Consider the following 12,422-nt stretch of genomic DNA (forward strand, 5'->3'; position numbering starts at 1 on the left):
GCTATGAAACAACACACCCTGAGCCTCTGGCTTGGTGGGGTGCTGTTGGCTACGTCTGTCTCCGCCGCTCAGGCGGCGGAGCTCAGCCTGCAACAGACTCTGCTGGCCGCCGAGCACTATTCTGCGGCGCTGTCCGCCAACCGTAATCAGAGCGATGCGCTGAACGCCATGGCTGACTCTGCCCGGCAATTGCCCGATCCAAAGCTGAAGTTTGGTATCGAAAACGTGCCGGTGGGGGGAAGTAATAACCATCGCTTTAGCCGTGACGGCATGACCATGCAGCGTATCGGCATCATGCAGGACTACGTCAGCGAAGATAAACGCGACCGTAAAGCGGACACTATTCTGGCGCAGTCGGCCAGCAGCCAGGCCAAAGCGGAGGTGATTCGCGCCAACCTTCAGCGCGATACCGCGCAGGCGTGGCTGGATCTTGCTTTATCTGAGCGAGTGCTGACGGCTGCCCGTAAGCTGGTGAGCGAAACCGAGCGGCAGATTGGCGTCCAGAAAGCCACCGTGGCCAGCGGCAGCTCGCCCGCTTCCGGCGTGGTAGATATTCGTATGACGCTGCTCTCCATGCAGGACAAAGTCACGCTTGCCGAGCGGGATGTCACCCTGGCGCAGACCCGGCTTCTGCAGCTGACCGGGCAGACGGTCGATAGCGTGGTGGGGACATTGCCCCGCTACCAGCGGTTACCGGCCGATCCGGCAGTGCTTGAAGAAGGCGTGATGCAGCATCCGGAGGTGATTGAAGCCGCCCGTGAAGCCGACGTTGCTCGTGCGAAATCAGCCCAGTCCGCCGTAGCCGCTAAACCTGATGTTGGGATTGAGGTGTATTACGGACGCCGCGCTGAAGGTTATGACGATATGGCGGGCGTGATGTTCACCGTCGATCTGCCTCTGTTTAAGCCTCAGCGGCAGGATAAAGATTACTCCGCCGACGTTTCCCGTGCGATGGAAGCGAACGATCAACTGGCACTGGCTCGTCGGGAGCGTGTTGCGCTGGTTCACTCGCTGGTGGCTAATTACCAGGCTGCGCAAAGCGTCTGGCAGCGGCAGCAGGATCAGGCTTTACCGCTTCAGCGCCAACGCCTGTCTCTGCTGGCGTCGCAGTACCGCGCCGGACAATCCTCTCTGACTGAGCTGCTGGCCGCTCGCCGGGATCTTCTGGACACCGAGCTGACCGCCAGCAGTGCGGAAAAAGCCGTGGCCACCAACTGGGCGGCGATCCGCTACCTTACGCCTCAGGACGTTAACCAATGAAAAAATTACTCACTTTTTCCCTGTTGGCAGGGGCGGTTGTTGCCGCGCTGGCCGCGGGATATTACGCCGGGAAGCAGCCAACCTTTCACCAACATGCCGAAGCTCAGCCCCAGCAGGAAAGCGGCCGCAAAGTGCTGTATTGGTACGATCCTATGGTGCCCGGTCAGCGGTTCGACAAGCCGGGGAAATCGCCGTTTATGGATATGGCGCTGGTCCCGCGCTATGCCGATGAAGTGGCCAACGATGGCGGCGTGACGGTCAGCAACCGCCAGCAGCAAAACCTGGGCATTAAGACTGCCGCCGTTGAGCGCAAGGCTCTGAGCGTGCCATTCGCCGCTTTTGCCACCGTAACGCTGGACGAACGCAGCGTACAAATCATCCCGGCCAGCGCTAACGGTATTGTGGAAACGCTGTATGTCAAAGCCCCTCAGCAGTACGTGAAAGCCGGGGAACCGTTGGCGCAGCTGTGGTTCCCGGAATGGACCGCCGCACAGCAGGAGTTTCTGGCGGTGCGCAAGCTTGGAGACAGCGCTTTAACCGCGGCGGCCAGAGAGCGGCTTCAGCTGCAGTTTATGCCCACGGAAGTGATTCGCCAGGTTGAGCGTAGCGGCAAGCCGCAAACCCGCGTTACCGTTCGCGCAAAGCTTGCCGGGTATGTAAATAAACTGGAGGCGCGGGAAGGGCAGCAGGTGACCGCGAATGCCCCGCTGTTCGAAGTGGCAAGCCTTGATTCCGTCTGGATTGTGGTGGATTACCCGCAGTCTCAGGCTCAGGCATTGCAGCCGGGAAGCGAGATTGTGGCGACCGCCGACAGCTGGCCTGGAGAGGTATTCCACGGGCGAGTAAGCGAACTGCTGCCGAACCTCGAAACCACCACCCGCACGCTGAAGGCGCGCATTGTGCTGGATAATCCGCAAATGAAGCTCAAGCCCGGCATGTACCTCAGTGTGCATCTGGCAAATCAGCAGCCCCGCGCTGCGGTTCTGGCCGTGCCGGAGGAGTCGCTGATTGAAACCGGAAGCCAAAGCCGCGTGCTGGTTGCCGAAGACGGCGGCCATTTCCGCCCGGTGAACGTGGTGCCGGGCATCAGCGACAAGGGCTGGGTGGAGATTCGTTCCGGGCTGAATGAGGGCGAGAAAGTGGTCACTTCCGGCCAGTTCCTTATCGACTCAGAGGCGAGCCTGCGCAGCGCGTTGCCTGAAACAGACGCTCAGCCAAAAGCGCCGCCTGCAGCAAAGACCTACGACGGCGAAGGCGTGGTCAAGGCGGTGAGCGCGGACGTTATTACTATTGCCCATCATCCTATCCCCGCGCTGAACTGGGGCGCTATGGTGATGCCTTTCGCGCTGACATCGCCGACCAGCCTGAAACCGGGTGATGCAGTCATGTTCAGCTTTACAATGGACGATGAAAAAGGGGCCGTTATTACTCACCTGATGCCGATGGCGGGGGCGCACAAATGATTGCCGCCGTTATTCGCTGGTCGCTTAAAAATCGTCTGCTGGTGGTGCTGGCCGCCATCATTATGGCGGCGTGGGGGCTTTGGTCGCTGCAGAGAGCGCCGCTGGATGCGCTGCCGGATCTCTCCGACGTGCAGGTAATTGTGCGGGTCAGCTATCCGGGTAAAGCACCGCAAATCGTGGAGGATCAGGTCACCTATCCGCTGACCACCACCATGCTGTCCGTTCCGGGAGCCAAAACGGTGCGTGGCTTCTCCATGTTTGGCGATTCTTATGTCTACATTCTGTTCGACGATGGGACCGATCCTTACTGGGCGCGCTCCAGGGTACTTGAATACCTGAGCCAGGTGCAGTCTCAGCTGCCGCCGGAGGCTAAAGCCTCGCTGGGGCCAGATGCTACCGGGGTTGGCTGGGTATACGAATATGCGTTGGTGGACAGAACCGGCAAGCACAGCCTGGCGGATCTGCGAGCTCTTCAGGACTGGACGCTGAAGTTTGAGTTGAAAACCGTGCCCAACGTCTCTGAGGTGGCAAGCGTCGGCGGCATGGTGCGTCAGTACCAGATTGTGCTCGATCCGGAGCGCATGAAGGCGCTGAATATTACCCATGAGCAGATTATTAACGCGGTGAAAAGCGCCAACCAGGAAGGCGGCGGTTCGGTGATCGAGATGGGCGAAGCCGAGTATATGGTGCGGACCTCTGGCTATCTCAAAAATCTGGATGACTTCAAGCAGGTTGTTATCACCAGCCGGGACGGCGTGCCGGTGCTGCTTTCCGATGTCGCTTCCGTGAGGCTTGGGCCTGAAATTCGTCGGGGCGTGGCGGAGTTTAACGGTGAAGGCGAAGTCGCCGGCGGTATTATCGTGATGCGCTACGGCAAAAACGCCCTTGAAACGATTAACGCGGTAAAAGCAAAGCTGGCTCAGTTGCAGAAGAGTTTGCCCGCCGGCGTTGAAATTGTGCCGGTGTACGACCGCTCGCACCTGATTGAAAGCGCGATTGAAACGCTCTCCCACAAGCTGCTGGAAGAGTTTATCGTGGTCGCCATTATTTGTTCGCTGTTCCTGTTCCACTTCCGCTCTGCGCTGGTGGCGATTATTACTTTGCCGCTGGGGATTTTAGGGGCGTTTATCGTCATGCATTACCAGGGCGTGAACGCCAATATCATGTCGCTGGGCGGGATAGCAATTGCCATTGGCGCGATGGTCGACGCGGCGATAGTGATGATTGAAAACATGCACAAAGTGCTTGAGCAGTGGCGGCACGATCATCCGGGAGAGCAGCCGCGCAGCGAAGATTACTGGCAAATTTCCCAGCAGGCGGCGGTAGAAGTGGGGCCGGCATTATTTTGCAGCCTGCTGATTATTACCCTGTCGTTTATCCCGGTGTTCTCTCTTGAAGCGCAGGAGGGAAGGATGTTTTCGCCGCTGGCCTTCACCAAGACTTATTCTATGGCGGTGGCCGCGGGGCTGGGAATTACGCTGGTGCCGGTGCTGATGGGCTGGTTTATTCGCGGCAAGATCCCCGATGAAAAGGCCAACCCGATTAACCGCTGGCTGATTGCGGCCTACGAGCCTGTACTGGAAAAGGTGCTCGACAGGCCGAAAACCACGCTTGCGGTAGCCGGTGTGTTGCTGGTCGCCACGCTTTGGCCGCTGAGCAAACTGGGCAGCGAATTTATGCCGCCGCTGGATGAGGGGGATTTACTGTATATGCCTTCCACGTTGCCAGGTATTTCGGCGCGTGAGGCAGGACGATTGCTGCAGCAGACCGATCGCCTGATCAAAACGGTGCCGGAAGTTGAAACCGTTTTTGGCAAAGCGGGACGCGCCGAAACGGCCACCGACCCTGCGCCGCTAACAATGATTGAAACCACCATTCGCTTTAAGCCACGCGACCAGTGGCGGCCGGGAATGACGATGGACAAGCTGGTGAATGAGCTGGACAGCGTGGTGAAGGTGCCGGGCATTGCCAACGTGTGGGTGCCGCCTATTCGTAACCGACTGGACATGCTGGCCACCGGGATTAAAAGTCCGGTAGGGATAAAGGTGAACGGCAATAATATTGCCGCCATTGAGTCGGTTGCCGAGCAGATTGAACATGTGGTCAAGCAGGTACCGGGTGTGACGTCCGCGTTGGCTGAGCGCCTGGGCGGCGGGCGCTATGTGGACATTGACATCGACAGGCGTAAAGCGGCGCGCTATGGCGTTTCGGTTAAAGAACTGCAGTCGCTGGTTGCCACGGTTATCGGGGGGGAAAACATGGGTGAAACTATCGAAGGGCGTGAGCGTTTCCCAATAAATGTGCGCTACCCGCGTGAACTGCGCGATAACCTGCAGAAACTGCGTGATTTACCGGTTATTACCTCCAACGGCAGCCAGGTGGCGCTTTCTGAGCTGGCAAATATTGCGATTACAGAAGGGCCGCCGATGCTGAAAAGCGAAAATGCGCGTCTTTCAAACTGGATCTATGTCGATCTGCGTGGCCGTGATTTGAAGTCCGCCGTGGAGGATATGCAGCGTGCGGTGGCCGAGCAGGTGAAATTACCAGAAGGCGTTTCTCTTTCATGGTCAGGGCAGTTTGAATACCTGGAACGTGCGACGGCGAAATTAAAAGTTGTTCTGCCTTTTACCTTGTTAATCATATTTGTACTGTTATATGTCACCTTCTCGCGAGTGAAGGATGCGCTATTAATTATGGGGACTTTACCGTTCTCGCTAATTGGCGGCGTGTGGCTGCTTTACCTGTTGGGATATAACCTGTCGGTGGCCGGAGCCGTAGGCTTTATTGCCCTGGCGGGGGTTGCCGCTGAATTTGGCGTGATCATGGTACTTTATTTAAATCAGGCACTGACTAAGCATCAAAAAGCCGATGAGGTACAGGATGACGGTATGCTGCGGCGTGCCATTCACGAGGGGGCTGTCCTGCGCGTCAGGCCGAAGGTGATGACGGTGGCCACTATTATGGCGGGTTTACTGCCGATTATGTGGGGCAACGGGACCGGATCGGAAGTGATGCGACGTATTGCCGCCCCGATGATTGGGGGGATGGTGACGGCGCCATTGCTGTCGATGCTGGTTATCCCTGCGGTATATATGCTGATTAAAAAACGGAAATAAGTGTTGTTCGCCGGGGCGGATATAGTTATGCGCTCCGGCTTGCAATTTTATTCAACGTTGTCTGACATCTATTTGGGAATTCAGCGTATTGACAACAGGCAGTGGACAATTTTCTTTACAAGTCATGTGCTGATTTAGCTTTCATTGAGATATAATTCAGTAAGGTACCTGTCGAATTTTAATATGGTAATAAAGACGTGACTTACGCAAATAAACTGTTCTCAATTTTGATTTTTGTTTGCACGCTTGGGTTGAGCGCTTCTGCCGCTGCGGAAGGCGGCTTTTTCAGCAATGCATGGGAAACTTTCTCGGGCCAGGTGTCTAAAACCTGGAGTGAGCCAGAACACTACGATCTTTACGTGCCGGCGATTACCTGGCACGCCCGCTTTGCCTATGACAAAGAAAAAACGGATCGCTACAACGAGCGGCCGTGGGGCGCGGGTTTTGGCCAGTCCCGTTGGGATGAGAATGGTAACTGGAACGGCATCTATTTGATGGCGTTCAAGGACTCCTTCAATAAGTGGGAGCCAATCGGCGGCTATGGTTGGGAGAAAACCTGGCGCCCGCTGAGCGATGATAATTTCCATTTAGGGTTGGGGTACACCGTCGGGGTTACTGCTCGCGACAACTGGAAATACATCCCAATCCCGGTAGTGCTGCCGCTGGCGTCTATTGGCTACGGCCCGGCAACCTTCCAGATGACCTACATTCCAGGCACCTATAACAACGGTAACGTCTACTTCGCGTGGATGCGTTTCCAGTTCTGATTTTGTCGGCCTGAAGCCGGTGAAAACTGAGGGTTTTTATACCCCTTAAAAAACAAGGTGTAATGCGCAAGCTAGTAAAAAGTTAGCGACTTTTATCACTTTTTAGCAATTCTGGACTGGACAAAAGCCACCACAATTGTTGTACTGATGCCCGACACAGCATTTGTGTCGTTTTTTCATGTAAAGGTAATTTTGATGTCTAAGATTAAAGGTAACGTTAAGTGGTTTAATGAATCCAAAGGCTTCGGCTTCATTACTCCGGAAGATGGCAGCAAAGACGTGTTCGTACACTTCTCTGCAATCCAGAGCAATGGTTTCAAAACCCTGGCTGAAGGCCAGCGCGTTGAGTTTGAAATCACTAACGGTGCCAAAGGCCCTTCTGCTGCAAACGTAATGCCTATCTAAGTCATTACCAGTAGAATATAAAAACCCGCCAAGGCGGGTTTTTTTTTGCCTGTGATTTTAGGCAAACAGATAAGTTTTCAAAAACAGCCCAACGATAACGACGCTTATCAGCACGCTCGCCCAGCCGGTTATTTGCTCTTTCATTGCCCGCTCCCCCAAAGATATGGCTGGGATAGTGGCAGAGAAAAATTAAGCTAACATTAACGCTTCAGGGCTTATTGGGTCACGAAGAGAGAAACCAGCCAAAATGCGAGCGCGGTCATGATAAACGAGCCGGCCAGGTTGAGCAGGACGTTCATGCTGGCCCACATCAATCGCCCATCCTGCAGCAGCAAAATCACTTCCGCAGAAAACGTCGAAAACGTGGTCAGGCCGCCGCAGAAACCGGTGGTTATCAGCAGCTTCCACATCGGATCGACGTTGCTGAAGCGGCTGAACAGCGCCAGCCCAAGGCCGATGATAAACGCCCCGGTCAGGTTAGCGATTAGCGTCCCGATGGGGATCCCCATATGCAGGGGATTGAACTTCATACTAAGAAACCAGCGTGCTACGCTGCCCATCCCGCCGCCGATAAAGACGGCGAATAGCATCTGAATCACGGTTAATCCTTATTAAACATCAACAATGGGAAAAGTGTAGCGTTCAGGTCGGGAGATTTATACCCAATGTGCTGTAATTAATCCTTTGAACGGCGAGGCGAATATGAAGGTGGCGGTCGGGCAGTTTGTGGTGGGGCCAGTCTGGCAGGAAAATGCGACGACCTGCGTCAGTCTTATGGCGCAAGCGGCGGCCAAAGAGGCCGATTTGTTAGTCTTACCCGAAGCGGTGCTAGCCCGGAGTGATACTGACCCGGATATGTCAGTCAAGTCCGCGCAGAAGCTGGATGACGGCTATGTACAACAGCTGCGGGCTGAAAGCCGGAAGAACGAGATGACAACGGTGCTAACGCTGCATGTCCCTACCCGTGATGGACGGGCGGCAAACACTTTGCTGGCCATTCGTGGCGGTGAGATTGTGGCGAGCTACCAGAAGGTTCATCTGTATGACGCTTTCAGCGTGCAGGAATCTAAGCAGGTGGATGCCGGAGCAAGCCTGGCCCCCTTGATTAAGGTTGCCGGCATGAACGTCGGGCTGATGACCTGCTACGATCTTCGTTTTCCTGACATGGCGTTGAGCCTGGCGCTTAGCGGAGCAGAAGTGCTGGTTTTGCCTGCAGCGTGGCTAAAAGGGCCGCATAAAGAGGCTCACTGGGCGACACTGCTCGCCGCTCGCGCGCTGGATTCAACCTGCTACATGGTTGCTTCCGGGGAGTGCGGCAATAAAAATATCGGCCAGAGCCGAATCATTGACCCGCTGGGCGTGACCGTTGCGGCTGCAGCCGAGGTGCCTGCGCTGATTTTTGCCGAGATGACAGCAGAGCGAGTGCTGGACGTCAGGCAAATGCTGCCGGTGCTGCGTAACCGGCGGTTTGCGCCACCGCAAATGTTATGATGTTTTTTTAATCAAATCTTGATTCACCTTGTTACAGATTGCTATTGTGTCGCGCGGACAAATGTCCGTTAATGCAATCAGGTCTTTTATTCGCCGTTGCCACGGCACGCATCACAAAAGAAGGTAGGTATGGGAGAGATTAGTATTACTAAGCTGCTGGTTGTCGGCGCGCTGATCGTATTGCTGTTTGGTACCAAGAAGCTGCGCACGCTGGGCGGCGATCTCGGTTCTGCCATCAAAGGCTTTAAGAAAGCGATGGCTGAAGACGACAATGGCAAAAAGCCCGATACCGAAGCTGAAGCCGCTGCAGAGCAACGCATCGTTCATAAAGACTGAACGACGACGGCAAAATAAAAAAACCGGCTCAGAATGGCCGGTTTTTTTATGAATGTCAGTTTATAAGTAACAAGATGTAACCAGTCTTACTTCACTTCCATCCCTTTTGCCTGCAGGTCCGCATGGTAAGAGGAGCGAACAAACGGGCCACAGGCGGCGTGGGTGAAGCCCATGGCCAGCGCTTCGGCTTTCATCTCTTCAAACTCATCCGGGCTAACGTAACGCTGTACAGGCAAGTGGTGACGACTTGGCTGGAGATACTGGCCCAGCGTCAGCATGGTTACGCCGTGACGACGCAGGTCGCGCATCACTTCGATGATCTCTTCGTTCGTTTCACCCAGGCCCACCATCAGGCCGGACTTGGTTGGAATATTCGGATGAGCTTCTTTAAAGCGCTCAAGCAGCTTCAGAGACCAGTTGTAGTCAGCACCTGGGCGAACGTTGCGGTAGACGCGCGGTACGTTTTCCAGGTTGTGGTTGAACACGTCCGGCGGCGTTGCGGTCAGAATATCCAGCGCACGGTCCATACGCCCACGGAAGTCAGGCACCAGCGTCTCGATTTTGATGGTCGGGTTCTTTTCGCGAATAGCGCGGATGCAGTCAGCAAAGTGCTGGGCACCGCCGTCGCGAAGATCGTCCCGGTCAACGGAGGTAATTACGACGTAACGCAGACCCATATCGGCGATGGTCTGTGCCAGTTTTTCGGGCTCGTTAGCATCTGGCGCAACAGGGCGACCGTGTGCTACGTCGCAGAATGGGCAGCGGCGGGTACAAATGGCGCCCAGAATCATGAAGGTCGCGGTGCCGTGGTTAAAACATTCAGCGAGGTTAGGGCAGGAAGCTTCTTCGCAAACGGAGTGCAGACCATTTTTGCGCATCGCCGCTTTAATGCCCTGGATACGGGTTGAGTCAGACGGGAGTTTGATTTTCATCCATTCTGGTTTTCTCAACAGCTCCTGGCGCTCTGTCGCCACGTTTTTAACCGGGATCAGAGCCATTTTATCGGCGTCGCGGTATTTAACGCCGCGTTCCATCACAATGGGTTTGCTCATAGGGTGCGTGTTCCAGTTGCGGATAATGAAGTCAGGCTAATTCAAGCTAAGTTAGGATCTATCAACTATTTTTGAATTAATGGCCGGAAGTATATCATCACGGCCAGGGAGAATCAGTATACCCCAACGTGAAATGGAGAAAGAATTGTAAATGGGTTGTTGTTTTGTGCTAAATACGAGGTTAACGGGCATGGTGTTCACCTCTGAAACGTCCGGCAAGAGGTGAAAACCACTGAGGATCAAGCGAACTCGGTGTGAATGGCTTTGATTATCTCCTGCAGAACCGTGTCCCGGATGCTTAGCTTGTTAAAATGCATGCTGGTTTCCATTGTTTTATCAGCAAACAGATCGCAATCAACGGCTCGCAGGTTCCAGGTCTCTTTGAACATTTCGTACAGCCGCCAGGGCATGAAACCCAGCAAATCGCTGCTGCCAAGTAATGAAGACAGGGTGACATAGTTGTAGCTGCTAAACGCTATCTGCCTGTTGGGCAGCCGCTCGCTGATCTCCTGGCGTAGGTCGCGCAGCAAATCATCCTGCATGATCAGGAAGGTGTGCTCCATATTTTGCAGATCTTCGCGAGTGAGCCGCTGTTCAAGACAGGGATGACCTTCCCGGCAGACCACGGCGATACTTTCCTGATACAGCGGCACGCTGGTGATGGTGCGTGCATAGTGGCGACTTGTGTCAATAATCAAATCGGTTTGAAACTGGCTGAGCTGGGACTCACCATCGTTAATGGGCACATTGCGAATAAGCAGATTTGGATTGACCTTGCGGATCGCCGAATAGACTTTGGGGATAACTAAAGCCCCAATAGACGGCTGGGTGGCAATGGTGATGGTGCGCTGCTGGTCATTGCTGTTGTTGAAATCCAACGCGCCGAGAATGGATTCCAGGCCCTGGCTGATATATTCATGCAGGTGTGCCGCATACGCCGTCGGCGTGACGCCCTGGCCTTTGCGAATGAATAAAGGATCGGGAAAAATATAGCGCAACTTTTGGATAGACTGGCTGATAGCCGAGGGCGTGAGATTTAGCACTCTGGCTGCATTGACGATGCCTTTATGAATGTAGACAGCTTCAAAAATGGTCAGCAAGTTTAAATCTATGTTGCGTAATGTCTTGAATACGGGATAGTTGTTTTCACCATCGCGATCCACGATTTTTTTCTCAGACAGTGGGTTTTGCCCCATGTCAGGTCTCCGCTAAAAAATAAAGAATATTATATTTATAGATACAAATAGACCGTTTGGGGGAATTAGCATAGTTATTTTGCCAACCCAAGCACGAATGAGAAAAATTAAGCCTCAGAAGCTATTCCCAGCTGTCATATTATTTAAATAATGACGTTGCTGAATTATCCAATTAGTGATTATAACCGATGGGCGAAAAAGTGATAAAAAGACAATATCAGGCCTGCGGGAGGCAGGCCTGACGTTTACTCCACTTCGCGGTATTCGTATGGCGGATGGTTTAGCAGGGAGATAAAGTTTTCTACCAGCCGGGGCTGGATATCCGCTACGGTGATGCCTTCTGCAAAATGGCTGACCTGGGTCATCTCCAGCCCGGCGTAGCCGCAGGGGTTAATCCGCAAAAAAGGGGATAAATCCATGTTGATGTTTAACGCCAGACCGTGGAAGGAACATCCCCTCCGAATACGAAGCCCCAGAGAGCAAATTTTGCGTCCGTCGACATACACGCCCGGCGCGTCGGCGCGGGGGTAAGCCTCAATATCATATTCTGCCAGCGTGTTCACCACGGTCTGTTCCAGCATGGTGACCAGTTCCCGTACGCCCAACTTGCGTCGTTTTAAGTTCAGCAGGAAATACATAACCTGCTGGCCAGGGCCGTGAAAGGTCACCTGGCCGCCGCGATCGCTTTGCACAACGGGAATATCGCCCGGCATCAGGACGTGCTCGGCTTTACCAGCCTGGCCCTGGGTGAAAACCTGAGGATGCTCAACCAGCCAGATCTCGTCGGCCGTCGTCTCATCACGGGTGTCGGTAAAGTCATGCATTGCCTGCGAGACAGGTTCATAAGGCTGCAGGCCAAGGGTGCGGATCAGGATAGTGTCTTGAGACAAAACAACGTCTCCGGGAGAAAAGGGTGGCGGGAAGTATATCACAGCTAAAACCCGGCCTGAGCCGGGTTATCAGATTACAGCACCATACGAACGATTTCGATGTTGCCTAATTCTTCATACAGGGTTTCAACCTGCTCAATGTGGGTGGCATTGATGGTAATAGAAACTGAGTGGTAGTTCCCTTTGCTGCTTGGTTTAACCTGCGGCGTGTAGTCACCAGGGGCGTGGCGCTGCACCACCTCAACGACCAGATCAACCAGCTCCGGTTTCGCCAGGCCCATTACTTTGTAAGTAAAAGAGGTGGGGAATTCGAGCAGTTCGTTCAGTTTGGTTTTCATGGTAGCTCCAGCGTTACGGCAATAAAAATAATAACTCCCGCCGGCGGGCGGGAGTTGCTTTGATGCTAAGTATATGGGGTCAGGTTCGACACTTTCAAGTGTTCAATA

12 protein-coding genes are annotated in these 12,422 nt (G+C 54.2%); 7 read left to right on the top strand and 5 right to left on the bottom strand.

What is annotated here, in order from left to right:
• Nucleotides 1–3 precede the first annotated feature (3 nt).
• The 5 genes from A936_RS06910 to cspE all read left to right on the top strand — a co-directional run bounded on the left by A936_RS06910 (nucleotide 4) and on the right by cspE (nucleotide 7,011).
• On the top strand, nucleotides 4–1,260 hold the full coding sequence (locus tag A936_RS06910; RefSeq protein ID WP_008456017.1) for a TolC family protein: 1,257 nt from the start codon (nucleotides 4–6) through the stop codon (nucleotides 1,258–1,260).
• A complete protein-coding gene (locus A936_RS06915; protein ID WP_008456018.1) occupies nucleotides 1,257–2,723 on the top strand; it encodes an efflux RND transporter periplasmic adaptor subunit in 1,467 nt (488 codons plus the stop codon). Before A936_RS06910 ends, A936_RS06915 begins: the two co-directional genes overlap by 4 nt.
• Nucleotides 2,720–5,839 (top strand): efflux RND transporter permease subunit, encoded by a 3,120-nt coding sequence (locus tag A936_RS06920; protein WP_008456020.1) that lies wholly within the window; start codon nucleotides 2,720–2,722, stop codon nucleotides 5,837–5,839. The genes A936_RS06915 and A936_RS06920 overlap by 4 nt, the downstream gene beginning before the upstream one ends.
• Nucleotides 5,840–6,036: 197 nt before the next feature.
• On the top strand, nucleotides 6,037–6,606 hold the full coding sequence (pagP, locus tag A936_RS06925) for a lipid IV(A) palmitoyltransferase PagP (protein ID WP_008456022.1): 570 nt from the start codon (nucleotides 6,037–6,039) through the stop codon (nucleotides 6,604–6,606).
• A gap of 195 nt (nucleotides 6,607–6,801) precedes the next feature.
• Nucleotides 6,802–7,011: a transcription antiterminator/RNA stability regulator CspE gene (gene cspE, locus A936_RS06930; protein WP_004100146.1), complete on the top strand. Its 210-nt coding sequence runs from the start codon at nucleotides 6,802–6,804 to the stop codon at nucleotides 7,009–7,011.
• Nucleotides 7,012–7,226: 215 nt separating this feature from the next.
• Here cspE and crcB read toward each other — a convergent pair whose 3' ends face one another.
• Nucleotides 7,227–7,610, bottom strand: a complete 384-nt coding sequence (crcB, locus tag A936_RS06935; protein WP_008456031.1) for a fluoride efflux transporter CrcB — start codon at nucleotides 7,608–7,610, stop codon at nucleotides 7,227–7,229.
• A 103-nt stretch (nucleotides 7,611–7,713) separates the two neighbouring features.
• On the opposite strand from crcB, the gene A936_RS06940 reads away from it, so the two are divergent.
• Both A936_RS06940 and tatE read left to right on the top strand, forming a co-directional pair.
• Nucleotides 7,714–8,502, top strand: coding sequence for a deaminated glutathione amidase (locus A936_RS06940; RefSeq protein ID WP_008456033.1), 789 nt, complete (start codon nucleotides 7,714–7,716; stop codon nucleotides 8,500–8,502).
• Nucleotides 8,503–8,631: 129 nt separating this feature from the next.
• Nucleotides 8,632–8,838, top strand: coding sequence for a twin-arginine translocase subunit TatE (gene tatE, locus A936_RS06945; RefSeq protein WP_008456034.1), 207 nt, complete (start codon nucleotides 8,632–8,634; stop codon nucleotides 8,836–8,838).
• An 86-nt stretch (nucleotides 8,839–8,924) separates the two neighbouring features.
• On the opposite strand, the gene lipA is transcribed toward tatE, so the two are convergent.
• The 4 genes from lipA to ybeD all read right to left on the bottom strand — a co-directional run bounded on the left by lipA (nucleotide 8,925) and on the right by ybeD (nucleotide 12,314).
• Nucleotides 8,925–9,890, bottom strand: coding sequence for a lipoyl synthase (gene lipA, locus A936_RS06950; RefSeq protein ID WP_008456035.1), 966 nt, complete (start codon nucleotides 9,888–9,890; stop codon nucleotides 8,925–8,927).
• Nucleotides 9,891–10,129: 239 nt separating this feature from the next.
• The gene (locus tag A936_RS06955; protein ID WP_008456036.1) at nucleotides 10,130–11,086 is read right to left on the bottom strand and encodes a YbeF family transcriptional regulator; all 957 of its coding nucleotides are present in this window, start codon (nucleotides 11,084–11,086) and stop codon (nucleotides 10,130–10,132) included.
• Between the two features lie 245 nt (nucleotides 11,087–11,331).
• Entirely contained in the window at nucleotides 11,332–11,976 is a 645-nt protein-coding gene (gene lipB, locus A936_RS06960) for a lipoyl(octanoyl) transferase LipB (RefSeq protein WP_008456039.1), read from the bottom strand.
• A 74-nt stretch (nucleotides 11,977–12,050) separates the two neighbouring features.
• Nucleotides 12,051–12,314 carry a DUF493 family protein YbeD gene (ybeD, locus tag A936_RS06965; protein WP_008456041.1) on the bottom strand — a complete coding sequence of 88 codons (264 nt, stop codon included), beginning with the start codon at nucleotides 12,312–12,314 and terminating at the stop codon, nucleotides 12,051–12,053.
• Nucleotides 12,315–12,422 lie beyond the last annotated feature (108 nt).

The organism is Enterobacter sp. Ag1, assembly GCA_000277545.1.
GTDB lineage: Bacteria > Pseudomonadota > Gammaproteobacteria > Enterobacterales > Enterobacteriaceae > Cedecea.

What these genes read in the sequence shown, in the direction of transcription:
- A936_RS06915 (WP_008456018.1), top strand. Translation starts at nt 1,257, where the DNA reads ATGAAAAAATTACTCACTTTTTCCCTGTTGGCAGGGGCGGTTGTTGCC.
- A936_RS06920 (WP_008456020.1), top strand. Translation starts at nt 2,720, where the DNA reads ATGATTGCCGCCGTTATTCGCTGGTCGCTTAAAAATCGTCTGCTGGTG.
- lipA (WP_008456035.1), bottom strand. Translation starts at nt 9,890, where the DNA reads ATGAGCAAACCCATTGTGATGGAACGCGGCGTTAAATACCGCGACGCC.
- cspE (WP_004100146.1), top strand. Translation starts at nt 6,802, where the DNA reads ATGTCTAAGATTAAAGGTAACGTTAAGTGGTTTAATGAATCCAAAGGC.
- A936_RS06940 (WP_008456033.1), top strand. Translation starts at nt 7,714, where the DNA reads ATGAAGGTGGCGGTCGGGCAGTTTGTGGTGGGGCCAGTCTGGCAGGAA.
- A936_RS06910 (WP_008456017.1), top strand. Translation starts at nt 4, where the DNA reads ATGAAACAACACACCCTGAGCCTCTGGCTTGGTGGGGTGCTGTTGGCT.
- ybeD (WP_008456041.1), bottom strand. Translation starts at nt 12,314, where the DNA reads ATGAAAACCAAACTGAACGAACTGCTCGAATTCCCCACCTCTTTTACT.
- tatE (WP_008456034.1), top strand. Translation starts at nt 8,632, where the DNA reads ATGGGAGAGATTAGTATTACTAAGCTGCTGGTTGTCGGCGCGCTGATC.
- A936_RS06955 (WP_008456036.1), bottom strand. Translation starts at nt 11,086, where the DNA reads ATGGGGCAAAACCCACTGTCTGAGAAAAAAATCGTGGATCGCGATGGT.